General features: G+C 64.5%; 15 protein-coding genes. 11 read left to right on the forward strand and 4 right to left on the reverse strand.

Features of this window, described 5'->3' with window-relative positions; all coding sequences use genetic code 11:
• Positions 1-69 precede the first annotated feature (69 nt).
• The 6 genes from AWB79_RS03760 (at position 70) to AWB79_RS03785 (ending at position 7168) form a co-directional block, all read left to right on the forward strand.
• Positions 70-966 (forward strand): LysR family transcriptional regulator, encoded by an 897-nt coding sequence (locus AWB79_RS03760; RefSeq protein ID WP_061166049.1) that lies wholly within the window; start codon positions 70-72, stop codon positions 964-966.
• A 164-nt stretch (positions 967-1130) separates the two neighbouring features.
• Positions 1131-2396 (forward strand): ABC transporter substrate-binding protein, encoded by a 1266-nt coding sequence (locus AWB79_RS03765; RefSeq protein WP_061166050.1) that lies wholly within the window; start codon positions 1131-1133, stop codon positions 2394-2396.
• A 91-nt stretch (positions 2397-2487) separates the two neighbouring features.
• Complete coding sequence (locus tag AWB79_RS03770) at positions 2488-3363, forward strand: branched-chain amino acid ABC transporter permease (RefSeq protein WP_061166051.1); 876 nt, start codon at positions 2488-2490, stop codon at positions 3361-3363.
• A 2-nt stretch (positions 3364-3365) separates the two neighbouring features.
• Entirely contained in the window at positions 3366-4292 is a 927-nt protein-coding gene (locus AWB79_RS03775) for a branched-chain amino acid ABC transporter permease (protein WP_061166052.1), read from the forward strand.
• The gene (locus AWB79_RS03780) at positions 4289-5818 is read left to right on the forward strand and encodes an ATP-binding cassette domain-containing protein (RefSeq protein ID WP_061166053.1); all 1530 of its coding nucleotides are present in this window, start codon (positions 4289-4291) and stop codon (positions 5816-5818) included. The genes AWB79_RS03775 and AWB79_RS03780 overlap by 4 nt, the downstream gene beginning before the upstream one ends.
• Before the next feature lie 213 nt (positions 5819-6031).
• Complete coding sequence (locus tag AWB79_RS03785) at positions 6032-7168, forward strand: porin (protein WP_061166054.1); 1137 nt, start codon at positions 6032-6034, stop codon at positions 7166-7168.
• Between the two features lie 8 nt (positions 7169-7176).
• Here the strand turns inward: AWB79_RS03785 and AWB79_RS03790 are convergent, their stop codons facing one another.
• Together AWB79_RS03790 and AWB79_RS03795 are read right to left on the reverse strand one after the other, a co-directional pair.
• Entirely contained in the window at positions 7177-8208 is a 1032-nt protein-coding gene (locus AWB79_RS03790; protein WP_061166055.1) for an aldose epimerase family protein, read from the reverse strand.
• Between the two features lie 30 nt (positions 8209-8238).
• A complete protein-coding gene (locus AWB79_RS03795; RefSeq protein WP_061166056.1) occupies positions 8239-8913 on the reverse strand; it encodes an HAD family hydrolase in 675 nt (224 codons plus the stop codon).
• Positions 8914-9080: 167 nt separating this feature from the next.
• Between AWB79_RS03795 and AWB79_RS03800 the strand changes: the two genes are divergently transcribed.
• Complete coding sequence (locus AWB79_RS03800) at positions 9081-10199, forward strand: 3-deoxy-7-phosphoheptulonate synthase (RefSeq protein ID WP_061166057.1); 1119 nt, start codon at positions 9081-9083, stop codon at positions 10197-10199.
• Between the two features lie 130 nt (positions 10200-10329).
• The gene (locus AWB79_RS03805) at positions 10330-12138 is read left to right on the forward strand and encodes a GGDEF domain-containing protein (RefSeq protein ID WP_061166058.1); all 1809 of its coding nucleotides are present in this window, start codon (positions 10330-10332) and stop codon (positions 12136-12138) included.
• 4 nt (positions 12139-12142) lie between these two features.
• On the opposite strand, the gene AWB79_RS03810 is transcribed toward AWB79_RS03805, so the two are convergent.
• Positions 12143-17023, reverse strand: coding sequence for a response regulator (locus tag AWB79_RS03810; RefSeq protein WP_061166059.1), 4881 nt, complete (start codon positions 17021-17023; stop codon positions 12143-12145).
• 584 nt (positions 17024-17607) lie between these two features.
• Here AWB79_RS03810 and AWB79_RS03820 point away from each other — a divergent pair.
• The 3 genes from AWB79_RS03820 (at position 17608) to AWB79_RS03830 (ending at position 20778) form a co-directional block, all read left to right on the forward strand.
• Positions 17608-18549, forward strand: coding sequence for a tetratricopeptide repeat protein (locus AWB79_RS03820; RefSeq protein ID WP_061166061.1), 942 nt, complete (start codon positions 17608-17610; stop codon positions 18547-18549).
• Positions 18550-18778: 229 nt separating this feature from the next.
• On the forward strand, positions 18779-19033 hold the full coding sequence (locus AWB79_RS03825) for a DUF6723 family protein (protein WP_061166062.1): 255 nt from the start codon (positions 18779-18781) through the stop codon (positions 19031-19033).
• Between the two features lie 323 nt (positions 19034-19356).
• Positions 19357-20778: an MFS transporter gene (locus AWB79_RS03830; protein WP_061166063.1), complete on the forward strand. Its 1422-nt coding sequence runs from the start codon at positions 19357-19359 to the stop codon at positions 20776-20778.
• A gap of 92 nt (positions 20779-20870) precedes the next feature.
• Here AWB79_RS03830 and AWB79_RS03835 read toward each other — a convergent pair whose 3' ends face one another.
• Complete coding sequence (locus AWB79_RS03835) at positions 20871-21368, reverse strand: hypothetical protein (RefSeq protein ID WP_157695687.1); 498 nt, start codon at positions 21366-21368, stop codon at positions 20871-20873.
• Position 21369: the final 1 nt, after the last annotated feature.

Below are 21369 nucleotides of genomic sequence, written 5' to 3' on the forward strand. Positions count from 1 at the left end.
GGAATGGACGCCAGCATAGAGGCCGCTCAGGTATATTGGAAATGAATATCTAAAATTGCAGGAATTACGATGAATAATATGCTGAGGCGGCTCGACCTGAACTTGCTCGTCACGCTCGACGTGCTGCTCGCCGAGCAGAACGTCACGCGCGCGGCCGAGCGTCTGCACTTCTCGCAGCCCTCCGTGAGCGTGCATCTGGCGAAGCTGCGCGACATCTTCGGCGATCCGCTGCTGTTGCCGGGACCACGCGGAATGCGGCCGACCGCGCGGGCGGAAAGCTTGCGTGAGCCGCTGCGTGAAGCGTTGGCGTCGCTGGAGCGAGCGGTATCGCCCGAACCCGCGTTCAATCCCGCGACGGCCGGGAACACATGGCGCATCGCCGCCACCGACTACACCGAATCGACCGTGCTGTTGCCCGCATTGAGCGGTCTTCGTGCCGCCGCGCCTCATACGCGCATCGCGGTGCTGGAGATCGTGCCGCCGCGTCTTGCGAAGCAGATGGAAAACGGCGAGATCGATCTCGCGTTCCACATCACGTCAGCCGGTGCCGATAACTTTCATCAACAATCGCTCTTCACGGAAAGCTATGTGCTCGTGGGGCGCAAGGATCATCCGCGCCTGAAACGCCGGCCCACGCTCGCGCAGTTCTGTGCGCTGGAGCATGTGATCGTGTCGCCGGATGGAGGCGGCTTCGTCGGGCCTACCGATGACGCGCTCGCGGCGCTCGGCATGAAGCGGCGCGTGGCGCTCTCGGTGCCGCACTTTTTGTTCGTGCGCTCGGTGCTCGCATCGACCGATCTCGTTTCCATGCAGCCGCTCAGGCTCGCGCGACACTGGCCCGAACTGCGCTTCGTCGCGCCGCCCGTCGACGTAGCCGGCTATGAAATGCAGATGTATTGGCATGAGCGCGTGCATCGCGCTCCGGCGCACCGATGGCTGCGCGAATTCATTGCGCAAGCTATATGAAAGGATTGCTATTGATGACGTTTTCGCATGACCGTGTTTATCGTTATTACTGATTTAGCGCTTGAAACACGAGTGCTACTGTTTGTCGGCAAATCCTTAAATGCTGCATGTGTCTGCTGGCGTCGCTCCACGATCGATTACCGATTACAAAGAGGAGACTGAAGATGTCGAAGCGCAAGACGTGGCGGGGAATGAGCACCGTCGTCGCAACGAGCACGGTGATGGCGGGGCTGGGCCTTTCGGCCACGGCGCATGCGGCGGGGGAGCCGATCAAGATCGGCGTCATCAGCGAGGAGTCCGCGGTCGCGGGGGCTTCGATCAGCAAGTCGGCGCAACTCGCGGCGGAGGAGATCAACGCGAAGGGCGGCGTTGACGGCAGGCAGATCCAGATCATCGCGTATGACGATCACTCGTCGGCCTCCGACGGCGTGCGCGCGTTTCAGCGTGCCGCGAGTCAGGACAAGGTGGTCGCGATCATCGGCAGCTATATCAGTGAAGTCGCGCTCGCGATGGAACCTTGGTCCGCGCGCCTCAAGATGCCGTTCATCACGCCGGGCGCGGCGAGCAACGATATCTCCAAGCGCGTCCACGACGACTACAACAACTACAAGTACACTTTCCACGGCTGGATGACCTCGGCGTTCATCGCGCAGTCCATCTGCGATTTCTCGCATGACGTGCTCGTCGGCGAGTTCAAGATGAAGACGACCGTGGTGATGAGCGAAGACGCCGCGTGGACCAAGCCGCTCGACGAACGCTACCTCGAATGCCTGCCGAAGGCGGGTCTCAAGGTGCTCGATCACATTCGCTTCAATCCGGACACGTCGGACTTCACCCCGATCTTCAACCAGATCGAAGCGAAGCATCCCGACACGATCACGACCGGCATCAGTCACGTGGGCGTGCAGCCGACCGTGCAATGGCACGATCAGCAAGTGCCGATTCCGATGTCGGGCCAGAGCTCGCAGGCCACGACGACGAGCTTCTGGAAAGACACCAACGGCGCGACCGAGGGCGTCATCACGGCGTCGGCGGCGGCTCCGGGCGTCGCGATCACGCCGAAGACGGTGCCTTTCATCGAGTCGTATCAGAAGCATAACGGCGGCGTATCTCCCGCCTATGACGGCTTCACGAGCTATGACCTCGTGTACATCATCGCCGATGCGATTCATCGCAATCAGGGTTCCACCGATCCCGACAAGATGGTCGATGCGCTCGAAAAGACCGACTATGTGGGCACGATCGGACGCTGGCAGTTCTATGGCAAGAACGATCAGTTCACGCACGCGCTGAAGTATGGCGAAGGCTATATCACCGGCATCAACCTGCAATGGCAGAACGGCAAGCAGGTCGCAATCTGGCCGAAGTCGGTGGCGAATGGGAAGGTCAAGTTCCCGGCCTTCGTGAAGGTGCAGGCGGCCGCCAACTAAGCGCGATTTCATGGATGCGCCCGACGGTTCGCGCCGGTAGCGCGAACCGGTTCCAGTTGGTTTGAACTCGCATCGACATCGAGGGCCGCCCATGCTGCCTCTGCAAATACTCATCGACGGCTTCGCGATCAGTTCGCTCTATGCGCTGGGCGCGATTGGCTTCACGCTGATCTTCGGCGTATCCGGCGTGCTCAATCTCGCGCATGGCGGCGTCATGCTGATCGCCGCGCTGCTCGGCTGGGCGCTCGCGGGCGAAGCCGGTCTCGGCACCTATCTCGGCACGCCGCTCGGCGTGATCTGCGGCATGATCGCCGCGTTCAGCACGTACTTCATGGTGGTGCGGCCGATTCAGCGCTCCACCGCGATTCCGCGTGAAGAGAAAGAGATCTTCGTGCTGACCGGCACGCTCTTGTGGGGCATCATGATCCAGCAGGGCATGGCCTATCTCTTCTCCGACAACCCCATCACGATGCGTCCGCTCATTCCCGGCGTGGCGAGTATCGCGGGCGTGCGCGTGCCCTACAACGAGATCATGATCGCGGTGGTGTGCTGGGTCGTGATCGGCTTGTTGTGGCTCTTCGTGAATCGCACGAAAGCGGGCAAGGCGCTGCTTGCCGCGTCGATGAATCCGCGCGGCCTCACCCTGCTCGGCTTCGAGCTCTCGCGCATCTATCTGCTCGCGTGGACCATCTACGGCGTGCTCGCGGGGATCGCGGGCGTGCTGCTCGCTTCGTTTCTCGGCGTCAGCAGCAACAACACGGGGCAGCTCACGGCGAGCGCGTTTTCCATCGTCGTGCTGGGCGGACTCGGGAGCGTGTCCGGTTCGCTGATGGCCGCGTATGTCGTCGGCTATCTGGAGACCGTGACCGCGTATCTCATCGCGCCGACGTTGCGGCCGCTGCCGGCTCTGCTGCTGCTGGTGCTCGTGGTGTATGTGCGGCCGCAAGGCTTTCTCGGACGGCGCTGACCATGAAAGATCTCGTTCGTTCTCGCCTGATCTGGGCCGCGGTTTTGCTCGCGATCGTCGCGGCGACCTTGCCGTGGTGGCTCACCGGATACATCCTCGGCGTGCTCACGGTCGCGTACTACTTCGGCGTCTTCGCGATGTCGTGGGATCTGCTGTTCGGCTTCGCCGGCGAAGTCAATTTCGGGCCTACATTCCTGATCGGCCTGGGCGCGTATTCCGCCGCGATTCTCAACGCGCACGCCGGCGCGCCGATTGCGGTATGCGTGATGGCCGGCGGTCTCGTCGCGCTTGTCGGCGGCCTGTTGCTCGCGGTGCCCGCGTTGCGCTTGCGCGGTCCTTACTTCGGCCTCGTGACGCTGGTCGCGGTGTTGCTCCTGCAGAACGCGATCGTGATTTTCGCGGGCATCACCGGCGGCGAGATCGGCATGATGGTGCCCGATGTGATGTCGGTCGATGCGAGCAACAACTACTGGATCGCGCTCGCGTTCCTGATCGTCTGCGCGATCATCCTGTTCGGTCTGTCGCGCTCGGCGATAGGCCTCATCCTGCAGGCGAGCGGGCAGGACACGGTCGGCGCGCAGGCGCTCGGCTTCAACGTCGTCAAGCACAAGCTCGCGGCGTTCTGCATCAGCGCGGTATTCTCGGGCGTCGCGGGTGCCATGCTCGTGTTCTATCAGGGCACGGCTTCGGTGAGCACGGTGGTCGATATCGGCATCGGCGTGCAGATCATCATCGCGGCTGTGCTCGGTGGACGGCGCACGATACTCGGCGCGGTGCTCGGCTCGATCTTTCTCATCGTCGCGGGCGAGTTCCTGCGGCCGCTCGGCCAGATCAACACGTTCGTGGTCGCGGCCGTCGCGCTCGCGGTCATCCTGTTCTTCCCGGATGGATTGCTCGGCAACATCCTGCGTGTGAGGGAGCGCGAATGAACGATCACGAGAACAGCGCGCCTCTGCTCTCCGTGCGCGGACTGACCAAGCGCTTCGGCGGTCTCGTCGCGGTGAACGACATCGGCTTCGATATCCGGCCAGGCGAAATACTCGGGCTGATCGGACCGAACGGCTCGGGCAAGTCCACGGTCATGAAGCTGATCATGGGCATCGAGCGGCCCAATGCGGGATCGATCAAGGTCGATGGCGTCGAGATGGCCGGCTGGCTGCCGCATCGCATCGCGCGCGCGGGCGTGGGCATCGTGTTTCAGCATTCGCGGCCGCTGCATCGGCAGACGGTGCTCGAACATATCAAGCTCGCGCTGCTGCCGGACTCGCTCGTGAAGCTCGCGGCCGATCCGCATGTGAACCGGCGCGCGCGCGAGATCGCGGAGCGCGTGGGTCTGAGCCGCGTGATGCATCGTCACCCGGCGACGCTGCCGTTCGCCGATTTGCGCCGCATGGAGATGGCGAAGGCGATCGCGCGCGATCCGCGCGTCGTGCTCGTCGATGAACCTTTCGCCGGTCTCACGGCGGCCGAATCCGAAGCGTTTTCCGAACTGATTCGCGGCTTCCGCGCGGAAGGGCGAGCGGTGCTGCTCGTCGATCACAACGTGAAGAGTCTCGCGGCGCTCGCGGATCGCGTGCTCGCGATGTATCTCGGCGAGTACGTGGCAGAAGGCACGGCCGAGGAGGTGATGCGCAACGAGACCGTGCGACGCGTCTATCTCGGCGGCAAGATCGAAGCGCGCGATCGCGGCGTCCAAGTGGTGAACGACAAGCCCGAGATTCTTCGGGTCGAGGATGTGGGCGTGCTCTACGGCAAGGCGCGCGCGCTGGACAGCGTGAGCATGCATGTGCGCGAAGGAGAGTTCGTGTCGGTCGTCGGCTTGAACGGCGCGGGCAAGACCACGCTCTTCAACGCGATCTCGGGACTCGTGCCTTATCACGGGACCATTCGTTATGGCGCGCGCGATCTGAAGGGCATGAGCGGCGCGGCGATCGCGCGCGCGGGCATCGTGCAATGTCCTGAAACGCGCGAGTTGTTTGGCGACATGACCGTGCGCGAGAACCTCGATCTCGGCGGCTATCACCTTTCCGACAAGATGCGCAAGGGTCAGCTCGAATGGTTATTCGAGCTATTCCCGATTCTCGAATCGCGGCAGACGCAAACGGCGCGCACGTTATCGGGCGGCGAACAGCAAATGCTCGCCATCGCCCGCGCGCTGATGATGCAACCCAAACTTCTCATTCTCGACGAACCCACCCTGGGCCTCGCGCCCGTGATTCTCGAACAGCTATCGAAGGCGATGGATCTGATGCAGAAGACCACGCCGATCACCGTGCTGCTCGGCGAGCAGAACGTAACGTTTGCGCTGCCGCATGCGGATCGCGTGTATGTGCTGGAGCACGCGCGCATCGTGTGGGAGGGTAGCCCGTCTCGCTTCGAGAAAGAGATGGGGCGCGGGTTTCTGGAGGCGGTGCCTGCGGAACCCGGAGAAGCGGTGGCGCGCGCGCGAGTGTGAGACGCGCACGATTCTTTAAAGAACTATTTGCGAACGCAGCATGGCAAAGTTATCGGAAGTTATCGCGTTCGCGGCTTTTCTCTGACTAAACCGACTGTTGCTAAAACCACGACACGCCTTGCTACGAGTCGCGCGCTTCGATATTGGATGTGATAAAAATCGGCTGCTCATTCGAGTCTTACAAAAAACCGATAACTACACTTCCGACACATCATGAAGACATTCACATCGCGTGCCGTTGCAGGCATCGGCGTGTCGCTGATCGCGCTCGCCTGTCAGTCCGCATTCGCGCAAAGCTCGGTCACGCTGTATGGTGTCGCCGACGTGAGCGTGCGCTATCTGACGAACGCGAACGCCAATAACGACGGCAAGCTGTACATGACGAACGGCGCGATCACCAATAGCCGCATCGGCTTCAAGGGTGTCGAAGATCTCGGCGGCGGCCTCAAGGCGATCTTCCAGCTGGAAAGCGGCGTGGAACTGGAGAACGGCCAGTACTCGGACAGCGCGCGCGCATTCAATCGCGCGGCCTTCGTCGGCCTGTCGAGCCAGTACGGCACGGTCACGCTCGGCCGTCAGAAGACGCCGCTGTTCGATACGCTCTCCGACACCTACGATCCGCTCACCGTCGGCAATTACTTCGAGAACGCATGGCTGCCGGTGGCGCTGGGCGCGGGCCTCTATGCCGACAACGCGGTGAAGTACAACGGCACGTTCGCGGGTCTGACGATCGGCGCGATGTACTCGTTCGGCACCAACTACACGGCAACCGGCGCGGGCGGTTTTTCGGGCCAGGTTCCGGGCCATATGGGCGCGGGCAACATGTACGGCTTCACGGCCTCGTATGCGATGGGCCCGCTGTCCATCGGCGGCGGCTATCAGCAAAACAGCGACAACTCCGCCAACAAGCAGAAGATCTGGAACGCCAACGCGGTCTATACGATCGGCGCGGCGAAGCTTTATGTGGGCTATCTGCACTCGACCGATGACACGGGCTTCGTCGACAGCATCCTGCAGCAGCGCGGGCTCGTATCCGGCACGGACATCCTGAAGGGCTCGGGCCGCCGCGACGATGGACCGTTCGCGGGCGTCACGTATCAGGTCACGCCGGCGCTTCTGCTCACGGGTGCGTTCTACTACGATCACATGAAGAACGCGGCGATCGGCGGCGGCGCGACCGGCAGCGGCAATCGCTATACCGGCGTCGCGCTCGCGGAATATGCGCTTTCCAAGCGCACCGAAGTGTACGGCACGGTGGACTTCAACAAGGTCACGGGGGCAGCTGATGTCGAGCTGCCGGGCCGCTCGAACCAGACCGGCGTGTCGATCGGCTTGCGCAATATCTTCTGATCGCGCGTTCAGCGCACGCGCAGCGTATAGCGCGTGCGCTGTCGATACACCTCACCGGGGCGCAGCACCGCATGCCCGCCGTCCATGTTGATCTCGTTCGGAAAGCCTCCCGCTTCGAGACACAGTCCCGCATGCTTGCGATAACGCGCACCGCCGCGCGCCGCCACGCCTTCCAGATGATTCCCCGTATAGAACTGCAGGCCGTGCGCATCGCTGGCGACGAGCAGTTCGCGTCCGCTCGACGGATCGAACAGCGAGGCCACCGCGCGCGGTGCTTTCGCATCGTCGAAGATATAGCAATGGTCGAAGCCGCCCGCGAGCTTCAGTTGCTCGTTCGAAAGCGCGAGGCGCTCGCCGATGGTCTGCGGCGTATGGCAATCGAACGCGGTATTGGTCGCATCTTCACGCGCGACGGGAATCGACCCTGCATCGATCGCGAAGAACTCGCGCGCATGAATCGTGATGCGATGATCGCGAACGCTCGCGTCCTCTCCCTGCTCGCCGCTGAGATTGAAGTACGCGTGGTTCGTCAGGTTGACGGGCGTGGGCGCATCGGTGCGGGCTTCGTAATCGAGCGATAGCGTTCCGTCATCGGCGAGCGCATAGCGCACGGTGACATCGAGATTGCCGGGAAAGCCCGCCGCGCCCGCGGGCGAACGCAAGTGCATGACGAGCACGCCGTCCACATGTTCCGCTCGCCACATCTGCCGATGAAACCCCGCCGAGCCGCCATGCAGATGATTCGCGCCTTCGTTGGCCTCGACTTCGTGCGTGAGGCCATCGAGCACGTAGCGTGCATCGCGAATGCGATTGGCCCAGCGCCCGATGATGCCGCCCATGAACGCGGTGCTGTCGAGATACTCGGCGGGCGTGTCGTGCCCGAGCAGAACGTCGTCGAGATGGCCCGCGCGATCGGGCGCATGCCACGACACGAGCGTCGCGCCCAGATCGCTGATGTCGACGCGCATGCCCGAGGCATTGCGCAGGGTATGGAGATGCATGTCGCCCCATGGACGAACGTCGATGGCAGAGGTAGTCATGCGCGCGATCTTCTCACGATTCGGCGGGCTTCACGGCCGCGCCGCGACTTCATCGAGATGCAGCAGCAGATCGGCCGGATCTTCGTAGACGCGCAGCGCGCCCGAGCGCTCCAGTTCGTCGCTGCCGTAGCCGCCCGACAGGAGGCCCACGCCGAGCGAGCGGCAACGTCGCGCGGCCAGCATGTCCCAGATGCTGTCGCCGACCACGACCGTATGTTCGATCGGCACATTCAGGCGCGCGGCGGCGGCGAGGAACAGATCGGGATCGGGCTTCGCGTACTTGACCTGATCGCGCGTGACGACCACCTGCTTCGACGGATCGACGCCCAGCGCTTCGAGATTGACCTGCGCCGTTTCCATGCGTCCGCTCGTCGCGATCGCCCAGCGTGTGCCCGCCTGTGTCAGCGCGTCGAGCAGTTCGCGCGCGCCGGGAAGCGGACAGACCTGAGCGCGCAGACGCTTGTAGGCCTCGGCATGCAGCGCGCGCAACCGTTCGACGCGGTCCGCGCTGATCTCGCCGTGCGTCTCGCGCAACAACTGATTGGTGAAAAGACCGCCGCTCATGCCGATCTTCCGGTGAATGCGCCACACCGACAACTCGATGCCCTCTGCGTCCAGCGCTTCCTTCCACGCCAGCACATGCTGATAGACGCTGTCCACCAGCGTGCCGTCAAGATCGAAGAGAAATGAGGTTTCTATGCGCATGAAGCTCTCCCATTGAATGTGTCGTATCCGGCTTCATCATACGCAGGATCGAGCGCGCGGGCCTTCGCGGATGCGATAATCGAGGTTTGCGCCGTGAGGGGCCTCGCGCGCGGAAAGTACGCATAATCAAGCGAAATTTGCATCAATTACGCATCCCGGAGCCTATCTTGACACGCATTGACAATCCCTCCCGCGATCAGGAAACCGGCGTGGCCGACTCCACGCAAGACATCACGCGCATCGACGACACGCGCATCGGCGCGGTGCGCCCGCTGATTTCTCCGGCGCTGCTGCTAGACGAACTGCCGGTCACGCCCGGCGTGCAGACGCTCGTCGAAGAAAGCCGCGCGGCGATCGCCAGGATTCTTCACGGGCGAGATGACAGGCTCGTCGTTGTCGTCGGACCGTGCTCCATTCACGATCACGACCAGGCGATGGAATACGCGCAGCGCCTGAAGACGGTCGCGGACCGGCTGCGCGATGATCTCCTCGTCGTGATGCGCGTGTACTTCGAGAAGCCGCGCACCACGGTGGGCTGGAAGGGCTATATCAACGACCCGCGTCTCGACGGCAGCTTCCGCATCAACGAGGGCCTGCGCCGCGCGCGCGAACTTTTGCTCGACATAAGCGGCCTGGGCCTGCCCACGGCGACCGAATTCCTCGATCTGCTGAGCCCGCAATACATCGCCGATCTGATCGCGTGGGGCGCGATCGGCGCGCGCACGACGGAGAGCCAGAGTCATCGGCAACTGGCGTCGGGGTTGAGTTGTCCGATCGGTTTCAAGAACGGCACCGACGGCGGCGTGCAGGTCGCGGCGGACGCGATCGTCGCGGCGCGCGCGAGCCACGCGTTCATGGGCATGACCAAGATGGGCATGGCCGCGATCTTCGAAACGCGCGGCAACGACGACTGTCACGTGATTCTGCGCGGTGGCAAGAAAGGCCCGAACTACGACGCCGAAAGCGTCGCGGCGGCGTGCGGCGCGCTCGCCACGCTCGGCCAGCGCGAACAGGTGATGATCGACTGCTCGCACGCGAACTCGAACAAGTCGCATCTGCGCCAGGCCGATGTCGCGCAGGACATTGCGCGGCAACTCGAAGCGGGCGAGCGCCGCATTACGGGCGTGATGATCGAGAGCCATCTGGAGGAGGGCCGTCAGGATCTCAAGCCGGGCGTGCCGTTGAAGCATGGCGTATCGATCACGGATGCCTGCCTCGGCTGGACGCAAAGCGAGCCGGTGCTCGAACTGCTTGCGCAGGCAGTGAGAAAGCGCCGCGCGGGATAATCGCGCTCGGGCCAACGAGTGACATGGGCGAAGCACCAGGGCAGTGCAACGATTCACAAAAGCTTCACTCAAGTTAGTGCTGCGCCGGACGATAGTTCTGACGATAGACCGTTCGTTCGAAAACAGCCCCATGTCCCTCAGTCTGTGCGCCCCCGAGACGCATGCTCCCAGCATCCGGCAACTCATCGCGTCGAACGCGTTGAGGGCCGTGTTTCAGCCTATCGTGCGTTTCGCCGATGGCGAGATCATCGGCTATGAAGGGCTGATTCGCGGTCCGGCGGGCACGGCACTCGAATCACCCGCGGCGCTCTTCGAGCAGGCGGCGCACGAACAGCAGACCATCGCGCTCGAACAGGCGGCGGCGCGCGCGTGCATCGCCGCGTTCGCGCGGCTCGCGCGCAGCGGGCTGCTGTTCGTGAACTTCAGCGCGGCTGCGATCGAATCGAGCATCATCGAGTGCCAGACGCCGGGCGATCTCGCGCGCGCGGGCGGGCTCGATGCGAAGCGGCTCGTCGTCGAACTGACCGAGCAGAGCGTGATCGCCGATGCCGATCGCTTCGGCGCGAGCGTGCGTGCGCTGCGCGCGTCCGGCTCGCAATTCGCGCTCGACGATTACGGCAGCGCGAACGCGTCGATGAATCTATGGGTGCGCCTCGCGCCGCACTACGTGAAGATCGACCGCTTCTTCGTCGCGGATATCGCGCGCGATCCGCTCAAGTTCGAGGCCGTGAAGGCGATGGTGTCGTTCGCCAATGCGAGCGGCGCGCTGCTGATCGCGGAAGGCATCGAGACCCAGGCGGATCTGGAGATCGTGCGCGATCTCGGCATTGCGTGCGCGCAGGGCTATCTGCTCGGCCGCCCGGCGGCGTCACCCGATGCGCGCTTGCCCGAACCGGTCGCAAACGCGCTGCGCTCGGGACAGATCGCGGTCTATCCGGCGCGCACGCGCACGAGCGCGACCGCCGACATGAACGCCGTGCTGCTGGAGCGAATGCTCGTCGAAGCGCCGGCGCTCACGGTGAGGTCGCGCAACGACGATGTCGTGCGGCTCTTCAACGCGATGCCGTTGCTGCACGCGGTCGCGATCGTCGACGACGGCAGGCCCGTCGCCCTGATCAATCGCAGGTCGTTCATGGATCAATATGCGTTGCCGTATCACCGCGAAGTCTTCGGCAAGCGGCCGTGCATGCAGTTCGCCAATGTCACGCCGCTCGTGGTCGAGCGCGGTTCGACGCTGGAGCAGATCGCGCGCCTGTTCGCGAGCGACGACCAGCGCGACTTGTCGGATGGCTTCATCGTCACGGACAACGGGCGCTATGTTGGTCTCGGGACGGGCGCGAGCATGGTGCGCGCGGTGACCGAGGTGCGTGTGGAAGCGGCGCGCTACGCGAATCCGCTGACCTTCCTGCCGGGCAACGTGCCGTTGAATTCGCATATCGACCGGCTGGTCGCGCATGGTTCGGCGTTCGTCGCGTGTTACTTCGATCTGGATCACTTCAAGCCGTTCAACGACCGATATGGCTATTGGCAGGGCGATGAAGTGCTGAAGGCGACGGCAAACACGCTTGCTTCAGTGTGCGAGCCGACGCGTGACTTTCTGGGGCATGTCGGCGGGGATGACTTTCTGCTGCTGTTCCAGAGCGATGACTGGCGTGAGCGGATCGAGCAGGCGATCGCGGCGTTCAACGAACTGGTCAAACGCTTCTATGCACCGGAAGAGCGGCTCGCGGGCGGCATTCTCGGGACCGACCGCCTGGGGCGGCCGACGTTTTTCGGCTTCGTGCGCTTATCCGCGGGCGCGGTTTGCATCGAGGCGGGCGCGGCGCGGGGAAGCGCGCATGTGAGCACGGTCGCGGCGGTGGCGAAGCGCTGGGCGAAGGAACATACGCGCGGCTTCGCGGTGCTGGAGCTGGCCGAGTTCGATACGGGGACGATATAGGGCGTCAAGCCTGGCCCGCCATCGCGGCGTTCAAGGCGCTAACCAGCGCCAGCGGATCGAACGGCTTGCGCAATTGAATCGCTTTGGGCAGGGCCCGCCGTTCATCGTCCGAAAGCAAAAGATCGAAACCCGTGACGAACACGACGCCGAGCCCGGGCATTTCCGCGCACGCCGTCATCGCGAGTTCCACTCCGGACTTTCCCGCGAGATCGACATCCGTCAGCAGCAACTCGAAGCGATGTTCGCGCAATAGCGCAAGCGCTTCCTCGACGCTCGCCGCCTCCACGATATCCACCCCGAACGTGCGCAACAGTTCGGCGCTGCTCGCGCGCACGAGTTCGTTGTCTTCGACGAACAGCACGCGCATGCGCGCAGCCGGATCGTCTTGCGCCACGCCCGGCACGCTCGTCCCCTGATGCGGCGAAGCCAGGACCGGCGCGTCCACGCGTTGCCCCAGCACGTTGCGCACCTTGCGCGCCAGAGCCTCGTGCGTATAAGGCTTGCTCAGCAGATCGATGCCTTCGTCGAGCCGCCCCGCATGGACGATCGCGTTGTCCGTATAACCGGACGTGAACAGCACCGCGATGCCCGGCACGCGCTCGCGCGCCTTGCGCGCCAGTTCGGTGCTGCGCAACGGCCCGGGCATCACGACATCGGTGAACAGCAGATCGACCGGCACGCCGCTCTCGACGATCGCCAGGGCGCTCTGCGCATCCTTCGCGCGCAACACGCGATAGCCGAGATCCGCGAGCAGTTCGACGACCGTCCCGCGTACTTCCTCATCGTCCTCGACGACGAGAATGGTCTCGCTGCCGCCCTTCGCCGGGCCCGCATCGATGGTCGTTTCGAGATCTTCTTCCTCGCGCGCGCGCGGCAGATAGATGCGCACCGTCGTGCCGTGCCCCTGCTCGCTGTACACCTTCACATGGCCGCCGGACTGCTTGACGAAGCCATATACCATCGACAACCCGAGGCCCGTGCCCTGACCTTCGCGCTTGGTCGTGAAGAACGGTTCGAACGCGCGCTCGCGCACTTCCGGCGACATGCCCGAGCCCGTGTCGGTTACCGCGACCATCACGTACTGGCCGGGCGTGACGTCGGCGTTGCGCAATGCGTAGGTTTCATCGAGCGATGCATTGCCTGCTTCGATCGTGAGCTTGCCGTGACCGCTCATTGCGTCGCGCGCGTTGATCGCGAGATTGAGCAGTGCGTTCTCGACCTGAAACGGATCGATGAGCGTGTTCCACAAGCCGCCCGACACGATGGTCTCGATTTCGATGCCATCGCCGAGCGCGCGGCGGAACATGTCGTCGAGACCGCGCACGAAGCGGCCCAGATTCACGACCTTCGGCGCGAGCGGCTGCCGTCTGCCGAACGCGAGCAGTTGCGACGCCAGATTCGCTCCACGCGCGACGCCCGCGAGCGCATTGCGCACGCGCTGCTCAGCCTTGTCGCGGCCGGCCACGTCCTTGGCGAGCAGTTGCAGATTGCCGCCGATCACCTGCAGCAGATTGTTGAAGTCGTGCGCGACGCCGCCCGTGAGCTTGCCGATCGCCTCCATCTTCTGCGCCATGCGCAGCGCTTCCTCGGCGTGACGCAGCGCCTCGCTGGTTTCGCGGTCCGCCGTGACGTCGCGGCCCACGCCGTGAATGCGCCGCGTGCGCGGATCGAGCGACACCGTCCACGCGATCCAGCGCCAGCCGCCGTCCGCGCGCTTCAGCCGGCACTCGTAGCGCACCGGCTGGCCGCTCGCGCGCAGGAGGTCGAGCTCCGCGGCGGCGCTTTGCGTATCGTCGGGATGCACGAGGTCCAGCACGGCGTGTGAATGCAGGCGCTGCGAGTCGAATCCCAGCACCGTGGTCCACGAAGGGCTCACGCGCAGGAGCGCGCCCTCGGCGCTCGCGACATAGAACAGGTCCTCGCTCAGCTCCCACAACCGGTCGCGATCGGCAACGGCGTCGGCCACTCGCCGCTCCAGCGTCTCGTTGAGATCGCGTAACGCGTCCTGCGCCTTGGTGCGCTCGGCGATCTCGTCCTGCGCTGCGCGATAGAGCCGCGCATTGTCGATGGCGATCGCCGCCTGCGCCGCGATGCCCTCGAGAATGCGCTCCGCGCGCTCGGTGAACACGCCCGGCTCCGGATGGCCGAAGAACAGTCCGCCGAGCACTTCGCCCGTGCGCGAGACCACCGGCGCGGCGAGATAGCTGCACACCGCGAGATGGCCCTTCGGCATGCCGTGATGCGGCGCGTTGTGTCCATAGCGCGGGTCCTTCGTGATGTCGTCCGAACGCACGGTGCCGACGCCTTCGAAGGTCGGCCCGAACACGGCGGTGTTGCGCGGCATCGGGAACCGGGCGAAGCTGTCCTTCGGCACGCCCGACAGCGTGTAGAGCGTGTAACGGCCGCCTTCGTCGTCGATCACGTTGTAGAAGAACGAGCCGAAGGCGGCGCCGGTCAGCTCCGTCGCGGCGTCCACCACCACCTGCACGGCGCGGCTCAGATCGAGTTCGCCCGCGACCGCCGTGCCGACGCGATTGATGATCTCGAGCGTGCGCGATTCTTCGCGCAGCTTCTGCTCCGTCTCGCGGCGCAAGCGCGCGAGCCGCAGATTGCTCGCCACGCGCGCGAGCAATTCGCGCGCGGAGAAGGGTTTGGTCAGATAGTCGTCGGCGCCCGCTTCGAGGCCGTCCATGCGCGCTTCCTCGCCCGCGCGCGCCGACAGCAGCACGACCGGCGTCTCGCGCAGCGCCTCGTCCTCGCGCAGCGCGCGCAGCAGGCCGAAGCCGTCGAGGTGCGGCATCATCACGTCCGAGACGATGACTTCTGGGCGGCTCGCGCGGGCCATCGCGAGCGCGGCATCGCCATCGGCCGCGATGCTCACTTCGTGGCCCGCCGCCGCCAGCATGCGGCGCATGTAGTCGCGCAAATCGGCGTTGTCGTCGACCACGAGCACGCGGCCGGGCAGCGCGTGCGCTGGCTTCGGCTCGTCGGTCGGGGTCACGCCGAGCGGCGTGTCCTCCTGGCTTTCGATGTTGGCCCACTCGGTCGCGTCGGGCATCCAGCGCATGGCTGCGTCGACATAAGAGCGCGCGCGTGAGCTCGCTTCGGCATGCGGCGCGCCATGCCCGCCGGCGGCCTCTTCAGTCGACGCGGGCAGCGTCACCGTGAAGCGCGTGCCGGCGCCGAGCCGGCTTTGCACGCCGATCGCGCCGCCGTGCAGCTTGACGAGCTCCTGCACCATCGCGAGCCCGATGCCGCTGCCTTCCACGGACCGGCCCGCCGCGCCCGCGACGCGATGAAAGCGCTCGAACACGCGCGCGAGTTCGCTTTCCGGAATGCCGATGCCGGTGTCGCGCACGCTCATCTCGACGCCGCGCTGTGCGTTGGCGCGCAGCGTGATGGCGATGACGCCATCGAACGTGAACTTCAGCGCGTTCGACAGCAGGTTCATCACGATCTTTTCCCACATGTCGCGATCGATATCCGCGATCACCGGAACAGGCTCGATATCGATCTCGAGACGCAGGCCGGCCGTCTCGATCGCCGAGCGAAACAGCGACGCGAGTTCGGCGGTGAACACGGCGATGTCGGTCGGCTGCCGGTGAATCTCGATGCGTCCGGCCTCGATGCGCGAGAAGTCGAGCAGCGCATTGACGAGTTTCAGCAGCCGCAGTCCGTTGCGATGCATGATCTCGACGAGCCGCAGGTCCTCGGCGCTCACGCGTTCCGGACTGGCGAGCAGTTCTTCGAGCGGGCCCAGCATCAGCGTGAGCGGCGTTCTGAACTCGTGACTGATGTTGGAGAAGAACGTGGTCTTGGCGCGGTCGATTTCGGCGAGCGCTTCGGCGCGGCGCCGTTCTTCGTCGTAGGCATGTGCGTAGCCGATCGCCGCGCCGATCTGGCTCGCGACCAGATTCGCGAACGCGCGATAGCCTTCGTCGAAGAGCCGGTAGGGATTGAGCGCCGCGATGAGCACGCCCGCGCGGCCGGACTCGCCGGCTTGCGCGATCGGCAGCAGCACGGCGCTGCCGGGCGCCGTATTCCAAGTACCGCCCGGCAGCGGCGCGTCGAAGCGCTGCGCGAGATCCGTCACCACGCGCGCCTGGTTTGCGCGCAGCACGTCGCGCCACGGCCAGGGATGCGCCTGCTTCGCGTGCAGCATCGAGGGCGCGGCCGGATGCCCTGGCGCGATACCGCAAGAGCCCACCAGCGTCGCCGATTCGTCGCCCGGCTCCGCTGCGTAGAGCAGCGCGAAGGGCAGGTCGCGCGACGCGCTCTCGAGCGCGTTCATCGACAGTTCGCAGGCCTCGCGCCACGCGCGCGCATCCGCGGCCGACGCCGCGAGTTCGCGCAGCACGTTGAGCTGGCGCTCGCCGAGCACCCGCTGGGTGTCGTCGCTGTTGGCGCAGATGATGCCGCCCGCGCCGCCGCGATCGTCGGGAATCGGGCTGTAGGAGAACGTGTAGTACGTTTCCTCGGGAAAGCCGTTGCGCTCCATGATGAGGAGCTTCTGTTCGACGTAAGTGCCTTCGACGCCGGTGAGCGCCGTGTCGAGCAGCGGCCCGATGTCGCTCCATATCTCGCGCCACACGACCGACGTAGGCTGGCCGAGCGCCTGCGGATGTTTGCCGCCGATGATCGACTTGTAGGCGTCGTTGTAGAAGAACAGGAGGTCGGGGCCCCAGCCGACCCAGATCGGCTGGCGCGAGGTCAGCATGATGCGGATGGCCGTCTTGAGGCTTTGCGGCCAGTGCGCCGGCGCGCCGAGCGTGGTCTGCGTCCAATCGAACCCGCGGATGAGCGCGCCCATTTCGCCGCCCCCCAGAAGGAAGCTCGGGTCGAGCCCGCTATTCCTCGTATCCGCGATCAGATTGTCAGGTTTCATCGACGCTCGATCTCCTCGCCCGTCCTCTGGATCGGGCGATGTCAATTTTTGCAAAAGTAAATAATGTCGAATTCTCGCACGGAAAAGCGCTTCCGTTTTCGTCATCCGCACGCGCGATGCCTGCCCGGCAAGGCTTACGGGTTCGCCGGCCGGAAGCCGGCCTCGCATCCGCCTCGCGGCGACGCGGCGACCGGAATATCCGGGGTCGTCTTCGCTTGGGAACAGCGTGCCGGCAATTCTTTTGAAGCGTGATTTCATCGGCAAGAGCAGGTCAATTGGCCATAATTTTTTGCACTATACTGATTTGACTGCGTTATCGTCTGTTCCCGTTTAATCGCGGAATGGTGCGAGTTTTAAAATGGTTTGCCGATTAATTCGAAATGCAAACCGAATCGATGAAACAAAAGCGGCTTGTCTTTCCTTATCGGGGCGCGCGTTTATGCGATGCGCGCCCGGTCATCGTTCGTCGGTTGCTTCTCGACATTGCGTGACAGCAAGCCCACGTTCGTTCATCGACATGGTTTTAGCGCGTCGTCCTTTTATGTATCGGCCCATCGGGCCATCCCGTGCATGAGTGAATGCCCATGAATCAAGATAACAGTGGTCTCGAATTGAGCCTGGAACAGGCGGAAACCATGTTTCGCCAGCAACTGGAGCAGCGGCCGGATGCGGTTGCGCCGCATAACAATCTCGCGCTCGTGTTGCGACAACAGGGTCGTCTGACAGAAGCGGAAGAGATGTTGCGCAAGGCTCTGGCGCTGCAGCCGGATTCCGCGGATGTGCACGTCAATCTGGCGCTCGTCCTGTTCGACCTCGGGCGCGACGCGGAAGCCGGGGCCACGCTCGGCGCCGCGCTGAAGCTCCAGCCGGAAAACGCCATGGCCCATTACATGCACGCCGGCGTCATGGTCCGTCAGGATCGCCTGAGCGATGCCCGAACGCACCTGGAGAAGACGCTCGCCGCAGCGCCGGAGTTCGCCGACGCGCATTTCGCATTGGGCGATGTGCTGCGACGTCTGGGACAACTGCCCGAAGCGGAGGCGGCGTGTCGTCGCGGGATCGACTTGCGTCCGGACCTGGTTGCCGGTTACCTCGGTCTAGGCGATGTGCATTTCGCCACCGGCAAACTCGTGGCCGCCGACGAGGCGTTCAATCACGCCCTCGCCATGCAGCCGGAGTCGGCGGAGGCGCACTGCGGATTGGGCAACGTTGCGCATCGCCGCATGCTGCTCGACGAGGCCGAAGCGCAATATCGGCAAGCGCTGGCCAAACGCCCGGTATTTTTCGAGGCGAGCCGAGGCCTCGGGCTCGTGCTGATCGACAGCGGACATTTCGTCGAGTCGGAAGCCGCACTGCGGCAGGCATTGTCGATTCAGCCGGACGATCCGATCGCCAGAAATGCGCTGAATTTCGCTCTGGCGCGAAAGGCCGATTCCGACACGTTGGGACTTCAGACAGACCCCAAGACTCTCGTTCAAGGCAGCCGCCGCGACCGGGCCGAGAGCAAGACCGGCGGCAAGCGCTAATCTCCAGGCGGGCCTCGACCGGGGCTCGCACGAATCCCTGCAGTGATTCCATTACGGCACGTCGCGACTGCACCGCGACGAGTCCCGCTTCACCTCCATCGCCTCATCTTCTCCAGATGGCTGCGCGCCTTGCGCGGCACATCTCTTGCTGGATATGTCGCTCAAATCGATAACGTGCGCATGACCTCTCGAGCGCCAGCATGACTCAAGCGAAACCATGTCCAGACCGATGCCGAAATCCACCTCAAACTCCGACGCGGGAGCGCGCGAAGACTTCGACATCTACGCATCGTATGTGGTGAACGCGACGGGCATGCACATCGGCACCCTGAAGGTCGTGAGAAAGCGCGACAAGCGCGTGCTTTATCCGTTCGATGGCTGCGAGACCATCGGCCCGTTCGAATCGAGCGAGGATGCGCGGCGCGCGGCCGTCGTGCTCGGCGAGCGCATCGCCGACGCGGACCTAGCCAATCCGGAGCCCTGAGCAGCGCTCCGAGTGCCGTCCCGCATGTCCTATGACGATGTGGTTGGGTACGTCGTATGCGCCTGTCCTTGACGCAGACGGCACGCCGCGCGCGGCCAAATCTGACAAGAGTCCGACACGACCGTGAGCCAGGCGGTAAGAAGCCCCGCGCATCACACGGACGATCGGCAAGAATGGCGCGCGCTTCGGGGAAAACCCCAGCGTTTCGATCGTCCTAGGACATGCAGCGCACGCGGCATGCGTCTGTATCTTGACCTCAAGGCGGTGCAAGGCGCGCGAACGCGGGCGCAGCACCGGGTCACTGACGCATCCGGAACACGACTATGAGTTACCTGCAACCATCCACGAGGCAGGGCCAGCACACGGCGCCCGATCAGACGCCGTCGCGCGCGCCGATTCGACGCGCCATGGCCGCCTCGGCAATCGGCAATGCGACCGAGTGGTTCGACTACGGCATCTACAGCTACGGCCTGACCTATATCTCCGCCGCGCTCTTTCCCGGCAGCACCGCGCAAGCCACGCTGTTCGCGCTCGCCACTTTCGCGATCTCGTTCCTGGTCCGTCCGCTCGGCGGGCTGTTCTGGGGACCGCTCGGCGACCGCCTCGGCCGCAAACATGTGCTGGCGCTGACCATCATCATCATGTCGATGGCTACGCTGCTCGTGGGCCTGCTGCCTTCGTATGCGAGCGTGGGCATCTGGGCGCCCGCGGCGCTCGTCGTGCTGCGCATGATTCAGGGCTTTTCCACCGGCGGCGAGTACGGCGGCGCGGCGACCTTCATGGCCGAGTACGCACCGGACCACAAACGCGGCTTCTGCGGCAGCTTCCTCGAATTCGGCACGCTGGCGGGCTTCTCGCTCGGCGCGTTCCTGATGCTCGGCTGCTCCGTGCTGCTCGGCAACGACGCGATGCATTCATGGGGCTGGCGTCTGCCGTTCCTGGTCGCGGCGCCGCTCGGTCTGATCGGCCTGTATCTGCGCTCGAAGATGGAAGACACGCCGGTGTTCCGCGAGTGCGCGGAGGCGGCGGAGCGCGAGCATCATGCGGGCGTCCCGCTGCGAGAACTGTTCGCGAGCTACTGGAAGCCGTTGCTGCAACTGGGCGGTCTGGTGGTCGCGCTGAACGTCGTCAACTATGTGCTGCTCGCCTATATGCCGACCTTCATGAAGAAGGAACTGGGCATGAGCGACAACCTCTCGCTGCTGCTGCCGCTGATCGGCATGCTCTCGATGATGGTGCTGCTGCCGTTCGCGGGCGCGCTGTCGGATCGCGTCGGACGCAAGAAGGTGTGGTGGCTCTCGCTGGTCGGTATCTTCGTCGCGGCCGTGCCCATGTTCACGCTGATGTCGCATGGCATCGCGGGCGCGCTGATCGGTCTGAGCGTGCTGGGTCTTCTTTATGTGCCGCAACTGGCGAGCATCTCGGCCATGTTCCCCGCGATGTTCCCGACGCAGGCGCGCTATGCCGGCATGGCGATCGCCTATAACGTGTCGACATCGATCTTCGGCGGCACGGCGCCGATGGTCACCGACTGGCTCATCGGCCGCACGGGCAGCACGCTGGTGCCGGCTTACTACATGATGGGGGCGTGCGTGGTGGGCGCGGTCGCGTTGCTGTTCGTGACGGAGACAGTGGGCTGCTCGCTGCGCGGACGCGAGATTCCGGGACAGGCGGTGGTTGCGAAGCGCGACGCGCGACGTGTCGATGCGCATCATGAAGCGATGCCGGATCATCGGCACGCGTGAAACCGATAGCGGGCAGAAGCGACAATGATCCGCTGCTGAAGCAGCGGATCATTGTGTTTACTAGCTACCATCCGCTGTCATCTGGACGTGTACTAGTCTCTTGTCTCCTGAGCCGGCATTTCGAGCACGCGCTGTCCGTCCGTCCCCACGGCCGACTTCCCCGGGGCCGGGCGCGGCGTGTAGACGGCATTGCCGACCGTGACGGGTATCGAAGCCGCCTTGCTACCGCCAGGAACGTGGGCGAATACGTTCAGGAAGTACACGCCGGCGGTGCCGGCCTGAACCGTGACGGTGTCTTGCGCCGAACCTCGGGAATCGGCGCTGAGCCGGGTCTGAGCAGCGCTTTCCAGCGCGAGCCCGCCCTCCGTCGTGTAGGTGATGGCGGCGCCGGATGCCGGCAAGCCCGCGAAATCGATCCGCACGCGAATGGGCTTGCGCGGCTCGCCTTCGGCGCCGCTGGTGCTCACGCGAATGCTGTCGTACCCGGTTTTCACGCCCGGCTGCGAGCCCGCCAGCTCGCTGGCGCACACGCACACGCTCGCGCCGCCGCACACCATCGCAAGACTGATGAGTAGAAGGGAGATTTTCATC

It is taken from the genome of Caballeronia hypogeia, from assembly GCF_001544875.2.
GTDB lineage: Bacteria > Pseudomonadota > Gammaproteobacteria > Burkholderiales > Burkholderiaceae > Caballeronia > Caballeronia hypogeia.

Bases quoted from the DNA above. Each gene is read 5' to 3' on its own strand.
- AWB79_RS03760 (WP_061166049.1), top strand. From the start codon at position 70: ATGAATAATATGCTGAGGCGGCTCGACCTGAACTTGCTCGTCACGCTC.
- AWB79_RS03765 (WP_061166050.1), top strand. From the start codon at position 1,131: ATGTCGAAGCGCAAGACGTGGCGGGGAATGAGCACCGTCGTCGCAACG.
- AWB79_RS03770 (WP_061166051.1), top strand. From the start codon at position 2,488: ATGCTGCCTCTGCAAATACTCATCGACGGCTTCGCGATCAGTTCGCTC.
- AWB79_RS03775 (WP_061166052.1), top strand. From the start codon at position 3,366: ATGAAAGATCTCGTTCGTTCTCGCCTGATCTGGGCCGCGGTTTTGCTC.
- AWB79_RS03780 (WP_061166053.1), top strand. From the start codon at position 4,289: ATGAACGATCACGAGAACAGCGCGCCTCTGCTCTCCGTGCGCGGACTG.
- AWB79_RS03785 (WP_061166054.1), top strand. From the start codon at position 6,032: ATGAAGACATTCACATCGCGTGCCGTTGCAGGCATCGGCGTGTCGCTG.
- AWB79_RS03790 (WP_061166055.1), bottom strand. From the start codon at position 8,208: ATGACTACCTCTGCCATCGACGTTCGTCCATGGGGCGACATGCATCTC.
- AWB79_RS03795 (WP_061166056.1), bottom strand. From the start codon at position 8,913: ATGCGCATAGAAACCTCATTTCTCTTCGATCTTGACGGCACGCTGGTG.
- AWB79_RS03805 (WP_061166058.1), top strand. From the start codon at position 10,330: ATGTCCCTCAGTCTGTGCGCCCCCGAGACGCATGCTCCCAGCATCCGG.
- AWB79_RS03810 (WP_061166059.1), bottom strand. From the start codon at position 17,023: ATGAAACCTGACAATCTGATCGCGGATACGAGGAATAGCGGGCTCGAC.
- AWB79_RS03820 (WP_061166061.1), top strand. From the start codon at position 17,608: ATGAATCAAGATAACAGTGGTCTCGAATTGAGCCTGGAACAGGCGGAA.
- AWB79_RS03825 (WP_061166062.1), top strand. From the start codon at position 18,779: ATGCCGAAATCCACCTCAAACTCCGACGCGGGAGCGCGCGAAGACTTC.
- AWB79_RS03830 (WP_061166063.1), top strand. From the start codon at position 19,357: ATGAGTTACCTGCAACCATCCACGAGGCAGGGCCAGCACACGGCGCCC.
- AWB79_RS03835 (WP_157695687.1), bottom strand. From the start codon at position 21,368: ATGAAAATCTCCCTTCTACTCATCAGTCTTGCGATGGTGTGCGGCGGC.